Here is a 24,005-nt window from a genome sequence, read left to right on the forward strand (position 1 = left end):
CGCTCGGGAACCACGGACCGCTCCCTCAGAAGTCGCGGAACCCATGCTCATCCCGCGTCGCGGTCGATCGCCTGTGCCGGTTTGGGAGCAACTGCCCCGCCCCTCCCTCGAAACCCGGTGACGGCCCGTCCGGAGATTCCCGCGACGCGGGTCGAGCCCGTCGAGACCAAGAGCTACAGCGCTGCCCGCTTGCTCGGCAGTGCCACCAGCGTCTGCTCTGGATCTACCTCGACCGGTGGCCCAAGCCAGTACTGCGTTCCGGTGCGGCTGATCGTCCAGTGCTGGTTGTGCAGCAGCAAATGGTGGGGATGACAGAGGAGTACCCCGTCAGCGAGGTCCGTATACCCGTTGTTTTTGAGCCACTCGTTGATGTGGTGCGCTTCTGCCCACGCTGGCGGTTTCTCACAGTCGACCCAGAGACATCCGCCGTCACGCACGGCCATCGCGGCGCGCTGTTTCTCCGTGAAGAGTCGTTCGTCGCGGCCGACGTTGATGATCTGGCCGTTGTCGTCGAATTTGATGCCGCGGGTGCCGGTGTCGCAGAGCAGCCGGTCGATGGTTTCCTGCGAGATCGGGACCGGGTTGCCCTCGATCTGCCCGTGGCCGGCCGGTGCGGCCGGCTGCCGCGCGTCTGCTTCCTGCGCGTCTGCTTCCGGCTTGAGCGCCTTCTCGGTCACGATCACGCGCACCGAGGGTCGGCGCCCGCCGAAGACCCGGCCCGGGTCGGCCTCGCCGGCGATCTTCAGCAGCTGCACCAGGGAGTCAGCGGCGATCTGTTCGGTCGTGCGGGGGTCGTCTTGCATCTTCTTGGCCCAGGCCGCCCGCTCCGCGTCCACGAATCGCACCCCGCCGCGGCGCGGGCCCGTGATCGAGTCGAACGTGGAGAGCATGAACTCACCGTCTTCGGGGGCAAACAGCCCGCTGAGTCGTACGTTGCCGTTGCCCAGCCGGTAGACCCGCAGGTAGCGGTCGTCGTAGGCCTGCTTCTCCCGGGCGGCGATGCCGGCCTCGTCAAGCTGGTCGCGCATCCGTCTCGCCCGTTTGAACACCTGATCGGTATTCAGTGACGACGCCTCCGCCAGGAGCGCCTCCAGCGCCACCGCGAGCTTCTCGGCGGTGACCGAGGCGTCGATCTGGCCCAGCCCCGCGCGGATCGACTCGGCCGCGTCGACGGAGAGGGTTCCGGCGGTGACGGCCCGGGCGATCGGCGCCTGCCACGGCACCTTCGCCTCGAATTCGGCGACCTCGGCGGCATCCCTGTCGGGCGAGGAGAGCGCCGCCTCGACGAGCCTGTCGGCCGCCTCCGCATCCGCCAACATCGTGCCGACTGCGACCAGCTTGTACGCGTCGCCCTTGGACGAGCCGGTCGAGTTCTGGATCAGGGCCTCCGGCGAGAGGTACCCCTGCTGCGCCGCCAGGCCCGAGTGCCCGAGCTCCGGTCGGGAACGCTCGGCGATGGTCGCCGCCATCCAGGCAGCATAGGTATCGACGAGACGGCGGATCGAAGCGATTCGCTTCTGACCGGCCAACACCTCGGCATCAGGAAGGGCCGAGAAGTCAGCGCATGACGAGCCCAGCAGGGCCACGGCATCGGCCGCCTGCCTGAGGTCTTCCGCGAGGTTGGTCATGTTACGAGGATACCTCATTGCGTACACATAGTCGAGAGTTTGTCGGATGGTTGAGGATTTTTGGAGGTTGAGATTCGAAGTCCTGTTCATCGATCTTGGAGGTATCGCTTCGGGTCTCGCCCAGCTCGACCACCGGGTCGGGAGCTCTCTGAGGCTGGGCGGCCGCCCCGTTGTCCCCGGGAAAAGCCGGGCCTACCATGTGTCGCAGCCCCACTTCGGGGACCGAGCGTCGTTGCCGTGCCTCGGCGGGTTGCCGCACACAGGTCTCGGGCATTGCTCCGGATGTCCGCGTCCTGCACATCACAGGACGGGACTGACCATGAGCACGTATCTGTTTGAAGCGAACTACGTGGGCGAAGGTATCAGGGGCCTCATGCGCGAAGGCGGCACCGGCCGTCGGGAGGCGCTGGTCGCAGCCCTCAAATCGGTGGGTGGGTCGGTCGAGAGTTTCTACTACACCTTCGGGGAGACCGACGTTCTGGGGGTCATCGAGGTTCCGGAGCCGTCCGACGCCGCCAAGAAAACGCCGGCGTATCGGGCTCCCGGCCAGTAGGTCTGCAGCGGCGTTCTCCCGCTCTAGCGCAGCATCCATGGGCACTCGGATGCGGTGACGCCCCGAGCCGGATGGCCATCGGCTGACACCTACTCCGCCCAGTTGCCCGGAACGACGACGACCAGTCTGCAGCGCGGACATCGGTGACAGGACTCGAGCCCCTGAGCGGTGTCCACACCGTCGGGGGTCATTTCGGCCCCGCACGCCGGACACACCGGGCCGTCACCGTCGAGGGCGAACTCTTCCATTACTCCAGTCTGCGGCGTCCGTGCGGGCCGGTGCCGCGGCAACCGTCTCGCGCGCATCGTGCGCCGTTGCGCGCGTGGCACGCAAGGCGCGCAGCGGCGCAGCTCCGGCGCGACGCCGACTGGCGGCGACGCGGAAAGGGAATCGGGACGCGACGCGGAAAGGGAATCGGCACGCGAAGCGGAAAGGGAAACAGTGCGGGAACGACCGGGCCCTGTGCCATGCTGACCGAATCGACGATCGGGGGCTCTCAGTGGTGCGTGACCACGGCTCCAAAGACGCGTACTCGCTGGCCCAGCGCGATCCGGCCTACCTCGCGGCGGTTCGGGTCGCTTACTCGGGAGAGAAGAACGTGCTCAACGCCCTGTGGTGGGCGACTCACCCCGCCGAGGCGGCACCGGATGGCTCACCGTCCCCGGCAAACCAGCTGCGCGACCTCCAGAAGCGCGTCTTCTCGGCGAACGGCGACTCCGTCGGCGATCCGAAGGCCACCGCCGCACTGCGGGAGCTGCAGGCCACGGTGGCCGCCGACCGTGCCGCGATCGCCGCCGCGATCCGTGCGGCCGAATTCGCGGTCAACACCCAGCCGCCCCGCTCCCCCGGTGAGTCGACGGCACCGAGGAAGACTGGTCCCCGGACGATGCACGAGGGGACGTCCGAGGGTTCGCTTCAACCGTTTTTCGAGGAGGTACTCGACGAGACTGCGCTGCCCGCCAGGGGACGCGACCGCAACGCTCTCCTGGTTCTCGGCATCCTTGTCGCACTGGGTGTCGGTTTCGTCGTCGGCACTCTAACGAATGCCTCGCTCGTCACCGCATCGCCTTCTGCGGATCCCGTGAACGCGGAGGACACCTGCGGCCAAGTGAGTGACGTTGTGACGCTGATGCACAATGCGTACGGTTCGCTGCTCGCAGAGCCCTCAACCCAGCAGGAGTTCGAGGGAACCGCACGGCTCGTTGCGCGGCTGAGCGCCCGCGTGGACACCGTGCCCGGCTCCGCGGTGGCGGACCAGGTGGAGGCCCTGAAGGGCCTGCTGCCGTCGTCGGCCAGCGAGCAAATCGATCCGCTGTCGACAGAGTGGGGGCAGGCTCTGGCCCGTGTCAGCGCGGCCTGCAGCGCTGCCGGGTTCGACATCAGCGTGGACGCCTGGATTGGCGGCTGACGGCACCGGCCCGGTCGGGAGCGCGATTTCTCGGATGCATGGACCTTCGGTTTGATGAGCTGGACTTTCCGTCTTGGCCGCCCGCTCCGCGCGATCAGGCGGTGCGCTCTACGCCCGCCAGAATCGCGGTGCCGAGCTCGGCCGGCCCGGTGAACTGGAGCCAGTGCCCGGTGGGCAGGTCCACGTACTCGACGTCGTGCAGGCGGGCCAGCTCCGCCACAAACGGATACCCGGCGGCGATCCACTCGGTGAGCAGCGCGGACGATCTCGCAGGAGCGGTGCGGAGGCATGGGCTGCCGGGGGACATCCGGTGCGCCCGCAGCACTAACCTCGGAGATTTTCGCGACACGCCGCTCAGGCCCCCGAACCGGCGTTTCCCGAAAATCTCCGCGATTACGTGACGACGGATGCCTGTCAGCGAGCCCGTGTTCCACGAGCGCTCGCACGGCGAATCCTTCCTCCACCTCGTCGCGGCACGGTCCCGCTACCCGGGCTTGTGGATCCTCGACGAGCCGGAGTCGGCCCTCTCCTTCACCGGTTCTCTCGCCCTGATCCGCCACCTGCAGGACATCCTGGACGCGGGCGGATCCCAGGTCATCCTCTCGACGCACTCCCCGATCCTGGCGTCGCTCCCGGGCGCCGCCATCTACGAGGTCGGGCCCTGGGGTTACCGCCCGTGCGCCTGGGAAGACCTTGACCTGGTGCGCGACTGGCGCTCCTTCCTGGAGGCCCCGGAGCGCTACCTGCGGCACCTGTTCTGACCCGGGGCAACCGATGGCCACCGGCCGCGACCGGCACCCGCTCTCACCATCGGTCGGGCCTCAGTTCTGCAGGAACGTGGTGACGTACGCCACCGTGTCGGCCGGGCTGACCCCCAGCTCCCGCAGCCGTTCGACATAGTTCTTTGCCGCGCCGAGCGCCTGCTGTTCGACCGAGTCCGGTGCGGCCTTGACGAAGGAACCGGCCCTGCCGCGGGTCTCGATGAACCCCCCAGCCTCGAGTTCCTTGTAGGCACGCGCCACGGTGTTCGGCGCGAGCACCAGGTCAGCGGCGAGCCTGCGCACCGTGGGCAGGCGTGTTCCCGCGACCATGTCCCCGCTCCGGATGTGCGCAATGACCTGCACGCGCAGCTGGTCGAACGGCGGCGTCGCCGAACGCGGGTCGATGCGGAGAATCACTGCGGGCCGACCGGGCGCGAACCGGCATCCGCGTGGAGGGTTCGCCGAAAGTGCCGCCGTGACGAGGTGAGAACGGATGCGGCGGCGACCAGATCCAGGATCGCGGCCGAGCGAAGCGAATCGAAGATCATGTCGGACCACACGTCACCGAGCATCGAAACCCCGTTATGTTCTTCGTTTTGTGTCAGCCTATCAATACAATCATAAGCACACAACAGGGATCCCGACGTCGGATACACGGTTGACCGCCGAATTCACCCCGTCCGGTCGAGTTCGCCCCGGCTCGGCTCAGTTCAGCGGGCCAGCATGTCCGGCAGCAGCGGCGAGAAGATCACGACGAAAGCCAGCACATTCAGGGCCACCGTGCCCCAGAACGCCTGCCGAAAACCGGCCTTCTTGGTTTTGTGCCGCAGCACCTGCTGCGCCACGATCGCGCCCGGCCAGCCGCCGGCGAATCCGAGCAGCAGCAGGGTGTTCTCCGGCACCCGCCAGCGCGCGGCGACCGCTGCGGACTTGTCCACGGCGTAGGCGACGAAGCAGGCGAGGCTGACGGCCAGGTAGAACGCGGCCACCCAGATCGAGACCGGTCGGTAGGCGTCGACGACGAGGTAGATCGACGTGAAGGCGACGATGGCGAGGTAGGCGACGGCTCCCGAACCGGTGCGGGCGGGCATCCGTCGCCGCGTGCCGGTCTGCCTCGTGCGTGGGGACTGCCGCCTGGGCCTGGTCTGTCTCATCTGTGTCTCCTCGCGGCAGCAGCTCAGTCGAGGAAGTCGCGAACGACGGTGTCGAGGGCCGCGACCGTCAACGCGATCGAGCCGATGTCGATGCGCTCGTCGTTGCCGTGGAACAGCTGCCGGAAGGTGCCGTAGTCCCAGTGCCGGCCGAGCAGCGCGAAACCGTAGGCAGGGACGCCGCGGCGGCGGTAGAACCGCGCATCGGAGCCGCCGACGCTGAGCACCGGGAGCAGGTCGGCGTCGGGGTAGGCCCGGCGCACGGCCTTGCCGAGCGAGTGGAACAGCGGCGTGTCGACCGCGGACCGGGTGGCCGCGGCGAATTCGTCGCCCTCGATCGTGACCTCGTCGGCCAGGTCGCCGAGCGCCTCCCGCAGGTAGGCGTCGACGTCGGCGGCTGACAGGTCGGGCAGCACCCGGATATCGAGGGTGATCGTGGCGAGCGCGGGGATGACGTTGTCCTTCACCCCGGCCCGCACGATGTTGGGCGAGATGGTGGTGTGGGTGGATGCGTGCGCGAACCCGGCCAGGCTGCCGAGCTCGTTCAGGGCGCCGTCGATGCGGTGCGGGTCGAGCAGTCGGGCGGCAAGGTCGGGTTCCAGTTCGAGGGCCTGCACATATCGGCGCCAGTCGGCGGTGATCTGCACCGGAGCGCGGTAGCGGGCCAGGAGCCCCACGGCATCCGCCGCGATCACCGCGGCGTTGCGCGCGCCCCACGGGGCCGACCCATGGCCGGGGGTGCCGCGCACGGAAAGGCGCCGACCGGCGATACCTTTTTCGCCGACGGCCGTCGAGATCAGCGGCCGCGGCCCGACCATGGCCCCGCCGGACTCGGTGAGCACGGCGTCCGCGTCGATCAGATCGAGCCGGTGCTCGGTGAGCCATTCCACGCCGAAGTGGCTGCCGTCTTCCTCGTCGGCAACCGCGGCGAAGATGAGGTCGCCGCGCGGCCGGAACGGTCCGGTCGCAATGGCCCGGGTGACGACCGCGTAACTGGCGGTCAGGTAGAGCATGTCGAGGGCGCCGCGTCCCCAGATCTCGCCGTCGATGATCTCGGCGCCGAAGGGGTCGCGGCTCCAGCCGCCGTCGTCGACCGGCACCACGTCGAGGTGGCCGACCAGGGCGAGCGTGGGCGCCGTGGGATCGGTGCCCCGGATGCGAGCGATCAGGGAGGCGCGGCCCGGATGCGGTTCGACCACCTCGAGGTCGAGTCCCGACCCGGAGAAGAACCCCTCGAGCGTACGCACGCTGCGAATCTCGCCGCCCGAATCGGGAGTGCCGTCGTTGACGCAGGCGTTGCGGATGAGGTCGCGCAGCAGGTCCACCGTCTGGCGGGTCAGGGCTTCATGGTCGCTCATGCGCATGCTGGACGGATATGGTGCGCGACAGTCGATTCCATGGTGGCGGCCAGTCCTTTTGTAAAGTGCCTGAACTCTACCGGGTGAGATCGGCCGCGGCGCACGCCTGGGCGGCGGCCGCCCGGGAAACCGCGTAGCGGATGTGCACCCGGAGCGGTGAGCCGACGGGAATCTTCGGATGCTGGAACTCGGCGGTCGCGGTCATCCCGAGTCGTTCCATCACGGCCCGCGACGGTTCGTTGATGACGGCCGTGATCGCCTGCACCTGTTCGAGCTCGAGCCGCCCAAAAGCGACATCGAGGGCCGCCCGGGCGGCTTCGGTGGCGTAGCCCTGGCCCCAGAAGGAGCGGGCCAGCCGCCAGCCGACCTCGAGCCCGCCGGGTCCGGGGATGAACGCGGGCACGGGAGCGAGCCCGGTGAAGCCGATGAAGTCACCCGTCGACTGTTTCTCGAGCGCCCAGAGCCCGTAGCCGTGCGTCTCGAAGAGCCGGTCGGCCCGGCCGGCGAGCGCGTCGCTCTGGGTCCGGGTCAGCCGAGACGGGAAGTACCGCATCACCTCCGGGTCCTCCCCCATCGCGGCGAACGGCGCCAGGTCTGACTCACGCCAACGGCGCAGCAGGAGGCGGGCGGTGCGGGTCTCGAGCGGCATCCGTCCAGACTAGTGACCCGGACCCCTGCGGGTGGTCAGGGAATCCAGTTGAACTCGTCCGGGTCGGGGCCGGTGCGCTCGTCGCGGTTCAACGCTGTGATCGCAGCCAGGTCGTCGGCAGTCAATTCGAAGTCGAAGAGCGCGAAGTTCTCCTCGACCCGGCTGCGGGTGACGGACTTCGGGAACACGATGTCGCCACGCTGCAGGTGCCAGCGCAGGGTGACCTGAGCGGCAGAGCGGCCCAGGCGGCCGGCGATGGCCGTGATCACGGGGTCGCCGAGCACCCTGCCCTGTGCGATGGGCGACCACGCTTCGGTCACGATGCCGTGCTGCGTGTTGAACGCGCGCACGCTGTCCTGGGTCAGGTACGGGTGCACCTCGATCTGGTTGACGGCCGGCACTGTGCCGGTCTCGTCGAGGAGGCGCCGCAGGTGCTGCGGCTGGAAGTTGGAGACGCCGATGGTCTTCACCCGCCCGGAGGCGTGCATCTCCTCCAACGCCTTCCAGGTCTCGACGAAGTCGCCGACGGCCGGCAGCGGCCAGTGAATCAGGAAGAGGTCGAGGTAGTCGAAGCCGAGGGTCTCGAGCGTCTGCTCGAAGGCGGCCAGGGCATCAGTTCGGGAGTGGAAGCCGTTGTTGAGCTTGCTCGTGACGAAGACGTCAGTCCGATCCAGGCCGGATTCGCGCACGGCCTCGCCGACGCCCTGCTCGTTGCCGTACATCTCGGCGGTGTCGATGTGGCGGTAGCCCACCTCGAGGGCGGCGAGCGTCGACCGCCTGGTGTCGGCCGGCTCAATTTGGTACACGCCGAACCCGAGCTGCGGGATCGTCTCTCCGTTGTTGAGGGTGATGCGGGGAATGGATGTCGTCGGTGCTGCGGTCATGTCGTAGAGCTCCTTCTGTCGACGAGGCGCACGGAGAAGACTGCGCGCCCCACCCTGAACTAAACGGCGCACGGTGAAGCGAATTCCCGTTCAGGGCCGATCGACAGGCTCGAGACCCGGCGGGCGCCGGCGAGGTGCTCGACGACCTCGACCTGACCAACGGGGGTGTCGTCGATGATCTGCAGCCCGCGGCAGATGCCCAGCCAGCCGGCCGCCGTGACAGTGGGCAACAGTGATACTCCTGCCTGGGCGGTGGACGGGCCTGTGTCGCCGTCCTATGCTCAATCTGGGAACGCCCGAGTGTCGATGGTGGTGTGAGGATGGGGTCCATGCGGTCACGGTGGTTGATTCCGGTCGCGGTTGCGGCGGTTCTGAGCTTTGCGATGTCCAGCGCGTCGGCGCCCACGGCGGCTTGGGCGCAAAACCCGGTCGACTTCGGCGCCAGCCACATCGTCGACACGGTCGACGCCGTCACCGCCCGCGCCGACGAGGTCACGGCCGCGTTCGACGAGCTCTATTCCGAGACCGGGGCCGACCTCTTCGTGGCCTATGTCGACAGTTTCACCGGGGTCGAGGACCGCGAGCAGTGGGCCGACCAGACGGCTGACAACAACGGCTTCGGCACCAACGACGTGCTGCTGGCCATAGCGACGGATGACCGCCAGTACCAACTTTCCGTGGCCCCCGACTCCGCCCTGACGGATGCCCAGCTCCAGGAGATCGAGACCGTCGCCATCGAGCCGGCTCTGCGCCAAAACGACTGGGCCGGCGCCGCGATCGCCGCAGCCGAGGGTTTCTCCGCGGCTCTGCGGGGCGAGCCGGTCTCGGCCGGCGAGATCACCCCCGGGGACGAAAGCCCCGGCGGCGGTGCCGGCGGGTTCCTCATCGTCGTGTTCGTGGTCATCGCCGTGCTGGTGCTTCTGGTCGCCGGAGCGGTCATCCTGCTCGCCCGACGCGGGCGGGGGCGTACCCTGCCAGCCGGAGCCGGAGCGCCGACCGGGCTGCAGGCCCTGCCGACGCCCGAGCTCAAGCGGCGAGCCTCGAGCACCCTCGTGCAGACCGACGACGCGATCCGTTCCAGTGAGCAGGAGCTCGGCTTCGCGATCGCCCAGTACGGCACGGAGGTCACCACCGCCTTCCGGGCCGCGCTCGAAACGGCGCAGAAGCAGCTCAGCCAGGCGTTCACCCTGCAGCAGAAGCTCGACGACGCCGAGCCGGACTCCGAAGAGCAGGCGCGCGCCTGGTACGCCGCGATCATCGACCTCTGCAGCCAGGCCAACCTCACCCTCGATGCGCAGGCCGACGACTTCGACGAACTGCGCCAGCTGGAGAAGAACGCGCCGGAGGTCTCCGCTGCCGTGTCCCAGGGCGCCGAGGCCGTGCGGGCCCGGCTCGCCGGCAGCGAGGAGAGCCTGGCGGCCCTGGCCGCCCGGTACACCGACGTGGCGCTCGGCACGGTTGCCGACAACCCGGCCGAGGCCCGCGAGCGTCTCGCCTTCACGGAGACCGCTCTGGCCCGGGCCACCACCCGGCTGGGTGCCGGCGATACGGCGGCCGCGGCCGTGGACATCCGTGCGGCCGAGGTATCGGTCGACCAGGCGCGGTTGCTCCTGGACGCCGTGGACCGCCTGGGCACCGACCTCGCCGGCGCGATCCGGCAGATGGCGGCCACGGTCGCCGAGCTGCAGACCGATCTGGTGACCGCGCGCGGCCTGCCCACGTCGACCGAGGCCGCCGCCGCGCTGCCGGGAGTGATCAGCCAGACCGAACAGACCCTCGCCGAGGTGCGCGCTCGCTCCGCGGCCGGCCGGATCAACCCGCTCGAGGTGATGGCGATGCTCGACGCCGCCAACACCGCGATGGATGCCGCGCTGCAGGGCGTGCGGGACGCCGAGGCGCAGGTCCAGCGTGCCAGGGCCGCCCTCAACCAGAACCTGCTCGCCGCGCGCGGGCAGGTGTCGGCCGCGGAAGACTTCATCAGCGCCCGGCGCGGGGCGGTGGGCGCGGAGGCGCGCACCCGGGTCGCCGAGGCTGGCAGGGTTCTCGTGGAGGCCGAATCGCTGGCCGCCACCGACCCGGGTGCCGCTCTCGCCGCCTCGCAACGGGCCAACTCCCTGGCCGCGGCCGCCATCGTCGGCGCCCGGAACGACGTCGACGGGTTCGCCGGCCAGGTTCCGGGCGGCCACGGTCCCGGCTACCGAGCCGGCGGCAGCGGCGGGAACGGGGTCATGGGGGCCGTGCTCGGCGGCATCCTGATCAACACAATCCTCTCCGGCGGCGGGGGTGGCGGGGGTGGCATGTTCGGTGGCGGCGGCGGCGGCCGCGGCGGCCGCTTCGGCATGCCCGGCGGCTTCGGCATGCCCGGCGGCTTCGGCGGTGCCGGTTCCCGCTCACGCCGGGGCGGGGGCGGGCGGTTCTAGAAACCGGCGCCGTCGCAGCCGTTTCAGCCGTTTCAGCCGTCGCAGCCGTCGCAGCCCGCACGGCGGCCCACACGTCTTGACCAGCACAAACCGACACACTGGAGGTCAGCCGATGCTCCGGAACTCGAAAGGACACCGCACAATGACGAAACAGTCCATATTTGGCCGTATCTCCCAGTTGGCGAAAGCGAACATCAACGCGCTTCTGGACTCCGCCGAGGACCCGCAGAAGATGCTCGACCAGATGGTTCGCGACTACACCAACAGCATCGCCGACGCGGAGAGCGCGATCGCCGAGACGATCGGCAATCTGCGCCTGCTCGAGGACGACTACCGGGAAGACGTCGAGGCCGCGACCGAGTGGGGTGGCAAGGCCCTGGCCGCGAGCCGCAAGGCCGACCAGCTGCGCACCGCCGGAAACGCGGCCGACGCCGACCGTTTCGACAACCTCGCCAAGGTCGCCCTCGGCCGTCAGATGCAGTCGGAGAAAGAGGCGAAGCTGGCCGAGCCTCAGATTGCCTCGCAGACGGCCGTCGTGGCCCAGCTCAAGGACGGCCTCAACAAGATGAAGGAGAAGCTGAACCAGCTCTCCGCCAAGCGCAGCGAACTGATCGCCCGGTCGAAGACCGCCGAGGCGCAGACCAAGGTGATGGATGCCGTCAAGAGCATCGACCTGATGGACCCCACCAGCGAGGTCAGCCGCTTCGAGGACAAGATCCGCCGCGAGGAGGCCCGCGTTCGGGGCGCCAGCGAGCTGGCCGCGTCGAGCCTGGACGCCCAGTTCGAGAGCCTCGAGGACCTCGGCGAGCTCACCGAGGTCGACGCCCGCCTCGCCGCGCTCAAATCCGGCGGCGCCGGCTCCATCACGCAGTAGCCTTCAGCCTCCAGCGCAACCGAGCGCCGACGGGAACATCCCGTCGGCGCCCGGCGTTGTACCTAGCATGACAACTCTTGGAATCATCGGCGCCGGCAACATCGGCAGTCAGCTCGCACGACTCGGCGTGGCCAACGGATACGACGTGGTCGTGAGCAATTCGCGCGGCCCCGAAACCCTCACTGACCTGATCGACGAGCTCGGCCCGCACTCCCGCGCCGCGACCCCCGCCGAGGCCGCCGCGGCCGGCGACCTCGTGGTCGTGACCATCCCGCTGAACCAGATCCACACCCTGCCCACGACGGAGCTGGCCGGCAAGCTCGTGATCGATACGAACAACTACTACCCGCAGCGCGACGGCGACATCGCCGCACTCGACGACGAGAGCACCACCACGGCCGAGCTGCTCCGCGATCGCCTGCCGGAGTCCACGATCGTAAAGGCGTTCAACCACATCTATGCCGCCGATCTCACCGAGCACGGTCAGCCGGCCGGGTCCGTCAACCGGCGCGCCCTGGTCATCGCCAGCGACGACGCCTCCGCCGCCGCTACCGTGACCGCACTGCTGGACCGCTTCGGCTACGACACCGTCAACGTCGGCGCGCTCAGCGAGGGCTGGCGCATCCAGCGGGACACCCCCGGCTACGGCCCGCGCTTGAACGCGGCCGAGTTGCGGGACGCGACGGACGCCGCTGCGCGCTACCGCGATCAATAGGCGCTGCGCGTAGATCGGCCCGATCCAGCACGAAAATCCCGCGCGCGGGGAAGCTCTGGGAGCATACTGAAGTATGGCTCCCTCCTTCGTTGTCGTGCCACAGTGGCAGGGTTCGGTTTCTCCGCGCGCGATGCGCCTGAGTGACGGGGCGGAGGCGATCCGAGGTGATCTTCCCTCCTCCGTCACCCGTGAAGTGGAGGTGCCGGTCGAGGCCGGCGATTCTCTCGACACCGGCATCGACCGCTTCTCCACCCTGATGATGGTGCGCGAACGCCTCACGGCTGCACTGCGCGGCGGCGCTGGCCCGGTGGTCACGATCGGCGGCGACAACGGGGTGTCCCTGGCGGCCGTCGAGCATGCGTCGCGGCAGCATCCTGATGACCTGGCCGTGGTCTGGCTCGACGCCCACCCCGACCTGCACACCCCCGACACCTCACCGTCCGGAGGTTTCACGGGGATGGTGCTGCGCGCCATCACCGGCGAGGGTGCCGACGGCCTGACCCTCGACCCGGGTGAGCGCGTTCCTCTGGAACGCGTCGTGATCGGCGGCGCGCGCGCCATCGACCCGGCCGAGGACGCTCTGATCCAGGACCGCGGAATAGTGAGTCTCCCGGTCGAGGACCTCGACCCTCCCGACGCGCTCGTCGCGGCCCTGCGCGCCACGGGCGTGGGCACCTTCTACCTACACCTCGACCTGGACGTGCTCGACCCGTCGGCGCTGGCCGGCCTGGCCGACCTCTACCCGTTCGGGCTGAGCGTCGACACCCTGAACCGGCTGATCACCGCCCTGCGCGCCGAATTCGAACTGGCCGGCGCCACCATCGCCGGCTTCGCCCCGGCCTCGCCGGGGGCCGCCACCGACGACCTGCCGAGCATCCTGCGCATCATCGGCGCGCTGACCCGCCCTGCTCAGCCATAGCATGTTACCGACGCGCCAGCGTCACGAGGCCAAGGGAGGCATCCGTGAACGAGCAGCACTCCGTTTCCGATCCGTCGAGGATCATCACCGAGAGGCGCGGGCACGTGCTGCTCATCGGGTTCAACCGCCCGGAGAAGCGCAACGCCGCCGATCTGGCGCTGCTGACGCAGTTGGCCCTCGCCTACGGTGAACTCGACCGCGACCCTGAGCTGCGGGTCGGCCTCGTCTACGCGGTCGGCGACCACTTCACCGCCGGCCTCGACCTGGCCGACATCGGCCCCCGGCTTGGCCCCGACGGCCTCGACATGGTGCCGCCCGGCGGCATCCATCCGTGGCAGGTCGACGGGCCAAGCGTGTCCAAGCCCGTGGTGATGGCCGTGCAGGGCACCTGCCTCACCCTCGGCATCGAGCTGATGCTCGCGAGCGACATCTCCGTGGCGTCAGAGTCCACCCGCTTCGGCCAGATCGAGGTGGCGCGCGGCATCCTGCCGTTCGGCGGCGCGACCATCCGCTTCCCGCGCGCGGCCGGCTGGGGCAACGCCATGCGCTGGATGCTCACCGGCGACATGTTCGACGCCCGCGAAGCCCACCGCATCGGGCTCGTGCAGGAAGTCGTGCCGGACGGCACCCAGTTCGAGCGCGCGCTGGAATTGGCCGAGCGGATCGCCGCCCAGGCCCCGCTGGCCGTGCAGGCCACGCTGGCCAACGCCCGCACGGCCGCGCGGGAGGGTGCCGCGGCCGCCGAGGCGGGGCTACAGCCGGCCCTGGCCCGCCTGGCCGCGACCGAAGATTCCCGCATCGGCATGGAGGCATTCGTCAGCCGTCGGCCGGCTACTTTCGTGGGTCGTTAGGCTGGCAGCACCACCTCATCGGAACTACAGCACCACTCATCTGCACCACTGACCTAAGGAGAGACGGATGTCTGCCGCCGCCAGCACCACCCCACCTGACCCTTCCGCCAAGAGCTACGACGTCATCGTGATCGGCGCCGGCTCGGCGGGTGAGAACGCCGCCGACCGCACGACGCAGGCAGGCCTCCGCACCGTGATCGTCGAGGCCGAGCTGGTCGGCGGCGAGTGCTCCTACTGGGCCTGCATGCCGTCGAAGGCGCTCCTGCGCAGCGGAGCGGCCCTCGCCGCAGCCCGGCGCGTCGGCGGTGCGGCCGAGGCCGTGACCGGCGACCTGGACATCGCGGCCGTTCTGCGCCGCCGCGACTCCTTCACGAGCAATTGGTCCGACGAGGGCCAGGTGCGCTGGCTGGAGAAGACCGGGATCACCCTGGTGCGCGGCCACGCCCGCCTCACCGGCGTGCGGGAGGTGACCGTGACCGCTGACGACGGCACCACGACCGTGCTGGTCGCGGCGCACGCCGTGGTCGTCAGCACCGGGTCGGCGGCGCTGCTGCCCGATATTCCCGGTTTGGCAGCCGTGTCGCCGTGGACCAGCCGCGAGGCCACCAGCGCCCCCGGAATCCCGGACAGTCTGGCGATCATCGGCGGCGGCGTGGTCGCCGCCGAGATGGCCACCGCCTACGCCGGGCTCGGCGCCGAGGTCACGATGATCGTTCGGAGCGATTTGCTCGGCGGTCAGGAGCCCTTCGCCGGTGAACTCGTGCTCGCGGCCCTCCGGGGGGCGGGCGTCACCGTGCTGACCGGGGTGTCGACCACCGGGGCGGCCCGCACCGCCGACGGCGACGTGACCCTCACCCTCTCCAACGGCAGCGGGGTCACCGCGACCGAGGTACTCGTGGCCACCGGCCGGGTTCCCCGCAGCGCGGATGTCGGGCTCGAGACCGTGGGCCTCACACCGGGCGACTGGCTCGAGGTCGACGACACCCTGCTAGTGCGGGGCACCGCGCCGGACCTGACCGGGGACTGGCTGTATGCCGTCGGCGACATCAACCACCGGGCCCTCCTCACCCACCAGGGCAAGTACCAGGCCCGCGCGGCCGGTGACGTGATCGCGGCCCGGGCCGCCGGCAGGCCCGTCGACGACGCCCCGTGGGGATCGCACGTCGCCACAGCCGACCATGCCGCCGTGCCGCAGGTCACCTTCACCGACCCCGAAGTGGCATCTGTGGGACTGACCCAGGCTGCTGCCGAGAAGGCCGGGTTCCGCACCCGGGTACTGGACTACAACTTGGGCCAGGTGGCCGGGGCATCCGTGCACGCCGACGGCTACACCGGCTCGGCGCGCGCGATCGTGGACCTCGACCGTGAGGTTCTGATCGGGGTCACCTTCGTGGGGCCGGATGTCGCGGAGCTGCTGCACGCGGCGACCATCGCCGTGGTCGGCGAGGTGCCGATCCGCAGGCTGTGGCACGCGGTGCCGAGCTACCCCACCCTGAGCGAGGTCTGGCTGCGGCTGCTCGAGGAGTACGGTCGCCCGTAGCCGCGCTTTCGCCCTCGCGGCGCACCCGGTGGAGGCTGGCGCACTTTCCAACCCGCGCCACCTTCCACCACCTGCCCCGCGCCACCTCCGCCGTGAATCGATCAAGGGAAACCCAGGCTTCCATCGTGGGGGCCACCTACGCTGGAGGAGTGCGCCGCATCTTCTTCGACTCCCCCATCAGCCGGGCCGGCTACCTCTACGCCACCACGGTCGGCGTGATCTGGGGTTCCATCTGGAGCACGGGCAAGGTCGAGCGCCGAGGCGGCCTCATCGTTTTTCGCGGGATGCCCGCCTGGGCATTCGGACGCGGCGGAGCCTGTGTCGGGGGCTGCTACCTGACCAACCAGAACGTGTCGATGGCCATCCTCGAACACGAGGCCGTGCACAAACGCCAGTGGCAGCGCTTCGGGATGGTTTTTCCGCTGCTCTACCTGGCGGCCGGCCGCAATCCGCTGCAGAACCGCTTCGAGATCGAGGCCGGCCTCAAAAAGGGCGGCTATGTCAAATAACCCGGAGGACCCAGAATGACCGCACGCACCATCGTGATCACCGGCGCCAGCGACGGGATCGGCGCCGCCGCCGCCCGCGCCCTCAGCCAGTCCGGCGACCGAGTCGTGATCGTGGGCCGCTCGCCAGCCAAGACCGCCGCGGTCGCCGAGGCACTGGGTGCCGACTTCCTCGTGGCCGACTTCGCCTGCCTCGACGAGGTGCGCACCCTTGCCGCCGAGCTGCAGGAACACTATCCGCGCATCGACGTGCTCGCCAACAACGCCGGCGGCATCATGGGCGACCGCGTAACCACCGTTGACGGCTATGAGAAGACCTTCCAGGTCAACCACCTGGCTCCCTTTCTGCTCACCACGCTGTTGATGGACCGACTCGTTGCCAGTCGGGCCCGGGTGATCAACACGTCCAGCGCCGCCAACCAGCTCTTCGGCAAGATCGACCTCGACGATCTGCAGGGCGAGACGAAGTATTCCGCGAACAAGGCGTACGGCGACGGCAAGCTTGCGAACATCCTCTTCACCAGGGAACTCCACCGCCGCTACAGCGACGAGGGACTCGCCACTGCAGCCTTCCACCCCGGCGTGGTGGCAACGAGCTTCTCCACCGGGTCGACGACCCTCATGCGCCTCATTTACCAGACTCCGCTCAAACGCCTGCTGCTCGGCGCTGAACAGGGAGCCGACACCCTGGTCTGGCTGGCCACCGCGACGCCGGGCACCGACTGGGCATCGGGCGAGTACTACGAGAAACGCCGCATCCAGAAGGCGAACAAGCAGGCCTACGACTCCCAGCTGGCCGCCGCCCTCTGGGAGCAGAGTTCCGCGCTGGTCGCCGCGCACTCGGCGCCTCTGGCCTCCTAGCCGGATCCTCCTGGCCGGAGCCTCCTGGACGAGACTTCTGCACGAGGCTTCCGGGGCGAGGGTTTTTGGGCGAGGCTTCCGGTGTCGAACGAATTCGACGGAGATTTTGCTTCGAAACGGTTCTCGCGCTGTTTTGGGCCGATTCGGCCAAAATTCTCCGTCGAATTCGTTCGGGGTTCGGGTCGCGGTGCGGAACTCCAAACGGGAGAAACTCCGGCTGCGCACCGGGCTCGCCACGGCTCCGGTCGATGGGCCTTGCCGCCCTGCGTCCTGCCTCCGCGGGTCAGGGCGGCCCAGCGCGCGCGTGTGGCCAACTCAGGACATCCGTCACCCGCAGTTACCAGCCGGTGCGGAGCAGTGCAGGATCAGCACGGATGTCCGGAGGGCCCGGACGGATCTCCTGAGTTGGCCACACGACGAGCCGGACGTGCCGCGGCACCTCTAGGCTCGGGCGCCCACCCTGAGCTCCCTTGTGGCCGAACCGGTGCAGCTCGGGGCCGGTGAAAGTGGACCGGGTGAATGGGGACGACAGCCGGAGCACGTGAGCAACCTCGACCGCGAATGGCCGGCAGCTCGCGCGGGGGCGGGTGGCGCCGGGCGCATCCGTCGAGGTAAGCATGTCCCACGTATGAAATGCCTGACCTAACGAGAATCCACCCGTTCACGGTGGCGGATCGGGCCGGTGGCGCGCATGATGGTCTGGGGGGCGTCGCGGTCCCCAGTGAATGTCACCGAGTGAATGAACCGGGTGAATGTCACCCAAGTGGAGGAACAGCATGAGCTACGCACACACCGTCACGGTCAATGTCTCGTTCGACGAAGCGGTCCGGATGGCCCGGGAAGCACTGGCCGACCAGGGATTCGGCATACTGACCGAAATCAACATACAGTCCACCTTCGCCGCCAAGCTCGGCCAGGAGGCCGCCGACGCCGTCGGCGACTACCTGATTCTCGGTGCCTGCAATCCCGCCCTGGCCCAGCGGGCCGTGACCGCCGACCCAGGCATCGGCGCCCTGCTCCCCTGCAACGTGGTCGTGCGCCGCCACGCGGGGGCCGGTGAAACCACCGTGGAAGCCCTCGACCCGGCCATCATGGCGCAGCTCAGCGCGAAACCGGAGATCAAGCAGGTCTCCATCGAAGCGGATGCCGGGCTGCGCGCAGCCCTCGCCGCCGTGCTCGCCGGCGCCGCGCAGTAACCTTGGGCCAGGCCTGATCAGGCGGGAAAACGTTGACCAGCGGGGGAATCAATGAACGAACGCACCGGAACAGGTGATCGGACCCGGTCCAGGATCCGGGGCGGCGTCGCCCTGACAGTGCTGGCGGGACTGCTGCTGAGTGCCTGCTCCTCAACCCCCGCACCGGGGTCCACCCCCACGGCCACCGAGGAGGCCACTGCGGTGGCCACTCCCACGACAACGGCTACGCCGACGCAAGCCGCGGCGCCCACCGTGTCGACGATCGTGATGAGCGGCTCCCGACTGGTCAGCCAGACCCCCGACGGGCAGACCGTGCAGACCGCGGTCTTGGACGACGGCCCCGACACGGCCATCGCATTGCTCACGAACGCCTTCGGAACGTCGCCGATCCAGACCGAGATGACTCAGGACGAAGCCTGCGATGCGCCTTCGACCCACTATGTCTGGGACGACGCAATGCTCTCCGTGTCGTCCATCGGGTTCACGGTCAGGTTCAGCGGCCCCTCCGTAGCGGGGATAGCCCTTCGGAGCAGCGGTGGATTCGCGGTCGGCGACAATGCCCAGGCCTTCTTCGATGCGCTCCCGGAGGATCAGGCGCACGATGAATACAACGACGGTTCAGGCCCCTTCGTCTACGACAAGGTGGCTGACGGTGCCCCCTGGGGTGAGGACGGCTCCGCCTTCGGCGGAGTGGCCCTGCTCCGGCCGGGCGGTGTCGTGAAGGCGATCGTCGCGCCCGACACGACGCGCGCCTTCTACTGCTGACGCCGGGCCACCGGCGCACCGGATAGAAAGCGGGACACGGAAGCGGGACACGAGAACGCCCGACCTCGAAGAGGCCGGGCGTTTTCGGTCAAGCGGATGCTGCTACGGGGCGGCGTAACCGGCTGCGTCCTCGGCCAGCAGGTCGGCCTCGGCCCAGGTCGCGAGGTTCGCGCGCAGCTTCGCGCCGAGGTCTGCGTCGACGCTGGTCCAGTACGCGATGGCTCGCTCGGTCACTTCGGGACGTTCCACCCCGCTGATGGCACCGGTGATGGTGTCGAGGAAGCGCGCCTTGGCGGCATCGTCGTAGACCTCGCGGTACAGCGTCCCGGCCTGGCCGAAGTCGCTGTCCTCGCTGCGCAGCTGCGCGGCGGCGCGCACGAGTTCGCCGTCGTTCTCCCAGCTTCCGTCGGTTGCCGCCTGCGGGTCGGCCACCGGGCCGCCCAGCGAGTTCGGAGCGTAGTTCGGGACATCCGTCGCGTTGAAGTGATAGCGAGCGGCGCCATCCTGCGAGTAGTTGTTCACGGGAGCCTTCGCGGCGTTCACCGGCAGCTGGTTGAAGTTCGTGCCGACACGGTATCGCTGGGCGTCCGGGTAGGAGAAGATGCGCGCCATCAGCATCTTGTCAGGGCTCGCCGCGATGCCGGGCACGAAGTTCGCCGGGGAGAACGCGGCCTGCTCGATCTCAGCGAAGAAGTTCTCCGGGTTGCGGTTCAGGGTGTGCGTGCCGACCTTGACCAGCGGGTAGTCTGCGTGCGGCCACACCTTGGTGATGTCGAACGGGTTGAACCGGTAGGCCTTGGCGTCGTCGTACGGCATGATCTGCACCGAGACGTCCCAGGACGGGAAGTTTCCGGCATCGATGGCGTCGAAGAGGTCGCGACGGTAGTAGTCGGCGTCGGCCCCCGCGATGAGCTCAGCCTCCGAGCCCTCCATCTCGATGTTGCCCTGGTTGGAGGTGAAGTGGTACTTGACCCAGAAGCGCTCACCGGCGGCGTTGATCCACTGGTAGGTGTGCGAGCCGAAGCCGGGCATCTCGCGCCAGGAGCGCGGCAGGCCGCGGTCGCCCATCAGGTAGGTCACCTGGTGCGCGGACTCCGGGGAGAGGGTCCAGAAGTCCCACTGCATGGTCGCGTCGCGCAGGCCGGAGCCCGGCAGGCGCTTCTGCGAGTGGATGAAGTCGGGGAACTTGATGCCGTCGCGGATGAAGAACACCGGTGTGTTGTTGCCGACGATGTCGTAGTTGCCCTCGGAGGTGTAGAACTTCACCGAGAAGCCGCGCACGTCGCGCCAGGTGTCGGGGCTGCCCTGCTCACCGGCAACGCTGGAGAAGCGCTGCAGCGTCTCGGTGGTCGTTCCGGGCGCGAAGACGGCGGCGCGGGTGTACGCGGAGACGTCGCCGGTCACCTCGAAGACGCCGTGCGCTCCGCCGCCCTTGGCGTGCACGATGCGCTCAGGGATGCGCTCGCGGTTGAACTGGGCGAGCTTCTCGACCAGGTAGACGTCGTGCAGGGCAGTGACTCCCTCGGTTCCAACGGTCAGGGAGTGCTCGTCGCTGGCGACGGGCGTTCCCGTCTGCGTGGTGGTGGACTTGATTGTCATCGTGCTCCTTCGTTCGACAGCGGTGCAGGTGTGGAAAGCGCGGTAAGTGTGGCGGTCTGGCAGTCGGGGCAGAGGCCCCAGTAGGTGACCTCGGCGGTGTGCACGGTAAATCCGGAGGTGTTCGAGGGCGTTAGGCAGGGGGACTCACCCACGGCGCAGTCGACGTCGTGCACCGCGCTGCACCGGGTGCAGACGATGTGGTGGTGGTTGTCGCCGACCCGGCGTTCGAAGAGAGCCGGGGAGCCGGCCGGCTCGATCTTGCGGGCGATCCCCACGCCGGTGAAGGCCGCGAGCACACCGTATACCGCCTGCAGTGAGGTGCCCGGCAGCTCGGCTCGAACCGTGGCGTAGAGCCGCTCCGCGGTCGAGTGCGGGGCCTGGTCGAGAACACGCAGCACCGCCAAGCGGGGCCCGGTGACCTTGAGCCCAGACGCACGGATGCTGTCGGCGAGCAAGCCGGACGCCTCAACCGCCCGCATCCGCCCTATTTCCGTCATGCGCCCCACGCTAACAGTTGTTTTGAATTACTCAAAACAATTGGTGACCACCGGGCGTGGCGCGCGCGGGCTGCTGCGCGCGGATCACCGGCTCAGGCCGGCGAGCCAAGTGCCGATTGGTAAACGTCGACGACCCGGGCCAGGAAGGCCTCGATGACCTCTCGTTCCTCATCAGAGAGATCCTGGGTGAGCGCCGCCACTCCCCCGATCACCGGAAGCAGTTGCTGGAACGCCCGCGAAACCGACTCCTGAGCCGGCACCACGACCACCTTGCGCCGATCCGACGAGTGCGGATGGCGCTGGGCGTGACCGAGGGCCACGAGCCGGTCGACCACGAGAGTGGTTGCCGCCGTGGAGATGTCCAGGCGGCGGGACAGCTCGCCCGGGGTCAGCGACCCCTCCCGGATCAGGTGCTCCATCGCGGACAGGTCGGTGGCGTTCACCTCGAGCGCCTGCCCGACCTGGCGCTCGAAGGCGCGGGACAGGTGCACGATGTCGTGCAGCTGGAAGCCTATCCGGTCCGAAACCGGCAGACTGGAATCCCGACTTTCGCCGCCCCCCGGCGCGCCGACGACCCCGGCCGCGGAGCCGGGAGCGAACTTGCGACGCTCTTCCATAGGAGCCATACTATTACGAAGATTGCTAGGACGCCTAGCAATCAGGCTTCTTGGAGGAATTTTGCTCGCGATTCAGCGGTTCATCACCGGTCGACGCACGGCCTGGATCGTACTGATCGCGACGATCGTCGCCGTCGGTCTGCTCTTCTCCCTCCTCCCCTCCGACGATTCCGAGGAGTTCCCCACCTCCGGGCTGCCCACATCCAGCCAGGCCGCACAGGTCGACGCTCTCCTCGCCGAGTTCCCCTCCGCCGAGCAGACCTCCGCGATCGTGGTCTGGACCCGGGAGGGTGCCGACCTGACCCGGGCCGACATCGCAGCCATCGCCGAACGCAGCACCGCCCTCGCCGAGCAGTCGATCGTGCCGCAGGCCACCATGCCGCGGTTCAGCGATGACGGGCAGGCCGCGATCAGCATCGTTCCGCTGGACGCGGACGAGGCCAACGCCGACATCGGCGGGGCGGCCACCGGCATCCGTGACGCCGCGTCCGACGCACTGCCGAGCGGTCTGAACGCCTTTGTCACCGGCGCCGTCGGCTTTCAGTCCGACATCACCAACGCCTTCGCCGGTGCCGACTTCCGGCTGCTGCTCGTCACCGTGATCGTCGTCGCCGTGCTTCTGATCGTCACCTACCGCAGTCCCGTGCTCTGGATCGTTCCGCTCGTCGTCGTCGGCATCGCGGACGGCATGTCCGGGGTCGTCGTCGGCGCCCTGGCCGAGCCGTTCGGCATCACCCTCGACCCCTCCGTCGCCGGCATCCAGTCCGTGCTGGTCTTCGGCGCTGGCACCAATTACGCCCTGTTGCTCGTGGCCCGCTATCGCGAGGAGTTACTCCGCACCGAGAACCGCAACGACGCCATGCTGGCCGCGGTGCGCGGTGCCGGCCCGGCCATCGCCGCCAGTGGCGGCACGGTCGCGCTCAGCCTGCTCACCCTGCTGTTCGCCGAGCTGTCCGGCAACCGCGCGCTCGGTTTCGCCTGCGCTATCGGTGTCGTCATCGCCATCATCTTCGCGCTGGTCGTGCTGCCGGCTGCCCTTGTGGTCTGCGGTCGCGGCCTGTTCTGGCCGTTCATCCCCCGCTTCGTGCCGGGCGCCGGTGCCGAGCTGCGTCCCGGCTTCTGGACCCGCCTCGGTCGGGGCGTGCAGCGCCGTCCGATCGTGGTCACCGCGGCATCCGTCGCCGCGATCGGCGCCCTCAGCCTGGGCCTGATCGGCGCCTCCGTGGGGCTGTCGCAGGCCGACCAGCTCCTCGGCAAGCCCGAATCGGTGCAGGCGCAGGCCATCGTGAAGGAATCCTTCTCGGCCGGCTTGACCAGCCAGACCATCGTGCTGGTACCGGATGCCGCGGCCGCCGAGGCCACGACGCTTGCCACCGACACGCCCGGCGTCGAGTCCGTGCTGCCCGGCGAGAGCGCGAACGGCCTGACCCGGCTGAACCTCTCCCTGTCCAGCGAGCCGGGCAGCGACGAAACCTTCTCCGTCATCGACACACTGCGCGGCACCTATGCCGACACCTCGGGCGACGTGTCCGAGGCGCTGGTCGGCGGCAGCGACGCCACGGCGTTCGACAACAAGACGAGCGCCCAGGCCGACCAGGCCCTGATCATCCCGATGATCCTGGCGATCGTGTTCTCCATCCTCGCCCTGCTCCTGCGCTCCCTGGTGGCACCCGTTCTGCTGATCCTCAGCGTGCTGGCGACGTACTTCGCCAGCCTCGGTGCCTCCAACTGGATCTTCCAGAACCTGATGGGCTTCCCCGCCTTCAACACCAACGTGGTGCTGTTCGCGTTCCTCTTCTTGGTGGCCCTCGGAGTGGACTACAACATCTTCCTCACCACCCGAGCCCGGGAAGAGAGCATCCGGTTCGGCACGAAGGAGGGCATGGTGCGCGCCCTGTCGTCGACGGGCGCGGTCATCACGAGCGCCGGCATCCTGATCGCGGCGGTCTTCGCCGTGCTGGGCGTGCTGCCGGTCGTGGCTCTCACCCAGATCGGCGTCATCGTCTGCATCGGCGTGCTGCTCGACACGCTCGTGGTGCGCACCCTCGTGGTGCCGGCGCTGGTGTTCCTCACCGGCGACAGGTTCTGGTGGCCGTCCCGTCCGGCCGCGAAGGCCCCGCTGGTCTAGCGCACCGCGGTCGAGAATCCGTGTCGAACCCCGAACGAATTCGGCGGAGATTTTGGCTCTCCTGTCGTAACCGTGGGTTAATCCCGGCCGGGGAGTGCGGGTTTGTGGCCGCCGAGGCTGAGCAT

At 68.9% G+C, this 24,005-nt stretch carries 26 protein-coding genes and 1 pseudogene; 14 read left to right on the plus strand and 13 right to left on the minus strand.

Annotated elements, in window-relative coordinates; translation table 11 throughout:
• Positions 1–173 precede the first annotated feature (173 nt).
• Positions 174–1,628 (minus strand): DUF222 domain-containing protein, encoded by a 1,455-nt coding sequence (locus CXY81_RS04325; RefSeq protein ID WP_158251995.1) that lies wholly within the window; start codon positions 1,626–1,628, stop codon positions 174–176.
• Positions 1,629–1,947: 319 nt separating this feature from the next.
• On the opposite strand from CXY81_RS04325, the gene CXY81_RS04330 reads away from it, so the two are divergent.
• Complete coding sequence (locus CXY81_RS04330) at positions 1,948–2,181, plus strand: GYD domain-containing protein (RefSeq protein WP_104194091.1); 234 nt, start codon at positions 1,948–1,950, stop codon at positions 2,179–2,181.
• Positions 2,182–2,270: 89 nt separating this feature from the next.
• Here the strand turns inward: CXY81_RS04330 and CXY81_RS16315 are convergent, their stop codons facing one another.
• The gene (locus CXY81_RS16315) at positions 2,271–2,429 is read right to left on the minus strand and encodes a hypothetical protein (RefSeq protein WP_158251996.1); all 159 of its coding nucleotides are present in this window, start codon (positions 2,427–2,429) and stop codon (positions 2,271–2,273) included.
• A gap of 251 nt (positions 2,430–2,680) precedes the next feature.
• Between CXY81_RS16315 and CXY81_RS04340 the strand changes: the two genes are divergently transcribed.
• Positions 2,681–3,589, plus strand: a complete 909-nt coding sequence (locus CXY81_RS04340; protein WP_104194093.1) for a hypothetical protein — start codon at positions 2,681–2,683, stop codon at positions 3,587–3,589.
• Positions 3,590–3,683: 94 nt separating this feature from the next.
• Here CXY81_RS04340 and CXY81_RS04345 read toward each other — a convergent pair.
• A pseudogene (locus CXY81_RS04345) lies at positions 3,684–3,851 on the minus strand (alpha/beta hydrolase); the annotation flags it as partial.
• A gap of 145 nt (positions 3,852–3,996) precedes the next feature.
• Here CXY81_RS04345 and CXY81_RS04350 point away from each other — a divergent pair.
• Positions 3,997–4,350 carry an AAA family ATPase gene (locus tag CXY81_RS04350; protein WP_174843669.1) on the plus strand — a complete coding sequence of 118 codons (354 nt, stop codon included), beginning with the start codon at positions 3,997–3,999 and terminating at the stop codon, positions 4,348–4,350.
• Positions 4,351–4,410: 60 nt separating this feature from the next.
• Here the strand turns inward: CXY81_RS04350 and CXY81_RS04355 are convergent, their stop codons facing one another.
• The 7 genes from CXY81_RS04355 to CXY81_RS16325 form a co-directional block, all read right to left on the minus strand.
• Positions 4,411–4,767 carry a GntR family transcriptional regulator gene (locus CXY81_RS04355; protein ID WP_369828339.1) on the minus strand — a complete coding sequence of 119 codons (357 nt, stop codon included), beginning with the start codon at positions 4,765–4,767 and terminating at the stop codon, positions 4,411–4,413.
• Entirely contained in the window at positions 4,764–4,922 is a 159-nt protein-coding gene (locus CXY81_RS16320) for a hypothetical protein (protein WP_158251997.1), read from the minus strand. The genes CXY81_RS04355 and CXY81_RS16320 overlap by 4 nt, the downstream gene beginning before the upstream one ends.
• A 138-nt stretch (positions 4,923–5,060) precedes the next feature.
• The gene (locus tag CXY81_RS04360) at positions 5,061–5,504 is read right to left on the minus strand and encodes a DUF1294 domain-containing protein (RefSeq protein WP_104194094.1); all 444 of its coding nucleotides are present in this window, start codon (positions 5,502–5,504) and stop codon (positions 5,061–5,063) included.
• 23 nt (positions 5,505–5,527) lie between these two features.
• Positions 5,528–6,859, minus strand: a complete 1,332-nt coding sequence (locus CXY81_RS04365) for a M20/M25/M40 family metallo-hydrolase (RefSeq protein WP_104194111.1) — start codon at positions 6,857–6,859, stop codon at positions 5,528–5,530.
• 76 nt (positions 6,860–6,935) lie between these two features.
• On the minus strand, positions 6,936–7,508 hold the full coding sequence (locus tag CXY81_RS04370; protein ID WP_104169761.1) for a GNAT family N-acetyltransferase: 573 nt from the start codon (positions 7,506–7,508) through the stop codon (positions 6,936–6,938).
• Positions 7,509–7,543: 35 nt separating this feature from the next.
• Positions 7,544–8,392 (minus strand): aldo/keto reductase, encoded by an 849-nt coding sequence (locus CXY81_RS04375; RefSeq protein WP_104194095.1) that lies wholly within the window; start codon positions 8,390–8,392, stop codon positions 7,544–7,546.
• Between the two features lie 59 nt (positions 8,393–8,451).
• Positions 8,452–8,622 (minus strand): hypothetical protein, encoded by a 171-nt coding sequence (locus tag CXY81_RS16325; protein WP_158251998.1) that lies wholly within the window; start codon positions 8,620–8,622, stop codon positions 8,452–8,454.
• Between the two features lie 99 nt (positions 8,623–8,721).
• Between CXY81_RS16325 and CXY81_RS17285 the strand changes: the two genes are divergently transcribed.
• The 10 genes from CXY81_RS17285 (at position 8,722) to CXY81_RS04425 (ending at position 19,039) form a co-directional block, all read left to right on the plus strand.
• Complete coding sequence (locus CXY81_RS17285) at positions 8,722–10,812, plus strand: TPM domain-containing protein (protein ID WP_104194096.1); 2,091 nt, start codon at positions 8,722–8,724, stop codon at positions 10,810–10,812.
• Positions 10,813–10,954: 142 nt separating this feature from the next.
• A complete protein-coding gene (locus CXY81_RS04385; protein WP_104194097.1) occupies positions 10,955–11,686 on the plus strand; it encodes a PspA/IM30 family protein in 732 nt (243 codons plus the stop codon).
• Between the two features lie 67 nt (positions 11,687–11,753).
• Complete coding sequence (locus tag CXY81_RS04390) at positions 11,754–12,401, plus strand: NADPH-dependent F420 reductase (RefSeq protein ID WP_104194098.1); 648 nt, start codon at positions 11,754–11,756, stop codon at positions 12,399–12,401.
• A 73-nt stretch (positions 12,402–12,474) separates the two neighbouring features.
• Entirely contained in the window at positions 12,475–13,320 is an 846-nt protein-coding gene (locus tag CXY81_RS04395) for an arginase family protein (protein WP_104194099.1), read from the plus strand.
• A gap of 44 nt (positions 13,321–13,364) precedes the next feature.
• Positions 13,365–14,171: a crotonase/enoyl-CoA hydratase family protein gene (locus tag CXY81_RS04400; protein WP_233191189.1), complete on the plus strand. Its 807-nt coding sequence runs from the start codon at positions 13,365–13,367 to the stop codon at positions 14,169–14,171.
• Between the two features lie 67 nt (positions 14,172–14,238).
• Positions 14,239–15,711, plus strand: coding sequence for an NAD(P)/FAD-dependent oxidoreductase (locus CXY81_RS04405; protein ID WP_104194100.1), 1,473 nt, complete (start codon positions 14,239–14,241; stop codon positions 15,709–15,711).
• Positions 15,712–15,836: 125 nt separating this feature from the next.
• Positions 15,837–16,220: a Fe-S oxidoreductase gene (locus CXY81_RS04410; protein ID WP_104194101.1), complete on the plus strand. Its 384-nt coding sequence runs from the start codon at positions 15,837–15,839 to the stop codon at positions 16,218–16,220.
• A 15-nt stretch (positions 16,221–16,235) separates the two neighbouring features.
• Entirely contained in the window at positions 16,236–17,078 is an 843-nt protein-coding gene (locus CXY81_RS04415) for an SDR family NAD(P)-dependent oxidoreductase (RefSeq protein ID WP_104194102.1), read from the plus strand.
• 776 nt (positions 17,079–17,854) lie between these two features.
• Positions 17,855–18,274, plus strand: a complete 420-nt coding sequence (locus CXY81_RS04420) for a DUF302 domain-containing protein (RefSeq protein WP_104170191.1) — start codon at positions 17,855–17,857, stop codon at positions 18,272–18,274.
• 51 nt (positions 18,275–18,325) lie between these two features.
• Positions 18,326–19,039, plus strand: a complete 714-nt coding sequence (locus CXY81_RS04425; protein ID WP_104194103.1) for a hypothetical protein — start codon at positions 18,326–18,328, stop codon at positions 19,037–19,039.
• A gap of 102 nt (positions 19,040–19,141) precedes the next feature.
• Here the strand turns inward: CXY81_RS04425 and CXY81_RS04430 are convergent, their stop codons facing one another.
• The 3 genes from CXY81_RS04430 to CXY81_RS04440 all read right to left on the minus strand — a co-directional run bounded on the left by CXY81_RS04430 (position 19,142) and on the right by CXY81_RS04440 (position 21,752).
• On the minus strand, positions 19,142–20,638 hold the full coding sequence (locus CXY81_RS04430; RefSeq protein WP_104194104.1) for a catalase: 1,497 nt from the start codon (positions 20,636–20,638) through the stop codon (positions 19,142–19,144).
• The gene (locus CXY81_RS04435) at positions 20,635–21,135 is read right to left on the minus strand and encodes a Fur family transcriptional regulator (protein WP_233193978.1); all 501 of its coding nucleotides are present in this window, start codon (positions 21,133–21,135) and stop codon (positions 20,635–20,637) included. Before CXY81_RS04435 ends, CXY81_RS04430 begins: the two co-directional genes overlap by 4 nt.
• Positions 21,136–21,227: 92 nt before the next feature.
• The gene (locus CXY81_RS04440; RefSeq protein WP_233193979.1) at positions 21,228–21,752 is read right to left on the minus strand and encodes a MarR family winged helix-turn-helix transcriptional regulator; all 525 of its coding nucleotides are present in this window, start codon (positions 21,750–21,752) and stop codon (positions 21,228–21,230) included.
• Positions 21,753–21,813: 61 nt separating this feature from the next.
• Between CXY81_RS04440 and CXY81_RS04445 the strand changes: the two genes are divergently transcribed.
• Positions 21,814–23,880 (plus strand): MMPL family transporter, encoded by a 2,067-nt coding sequence (locus tag CXY81_RS04445; RefSeq protein WP_104194106.1) that lies wholly within the window; start codon positions 21,814–21,816, stop codon positions 23,878–23,880.
• The last annotated feature ends 125 nt before the right edge of the window (positions 23,881–24,005 follow it).

The sequence above is a fragment of the Cryobacterium sp. M25 genome (genome assembly GCF_002929635.1).
GTDB classification, from domain to species: Bacteria; Actinomycetota; Actinomycetes; order Actinomycetales; family Microbacteriaceae; genus Cryobacterium; species Cryobacterium sandaracinum.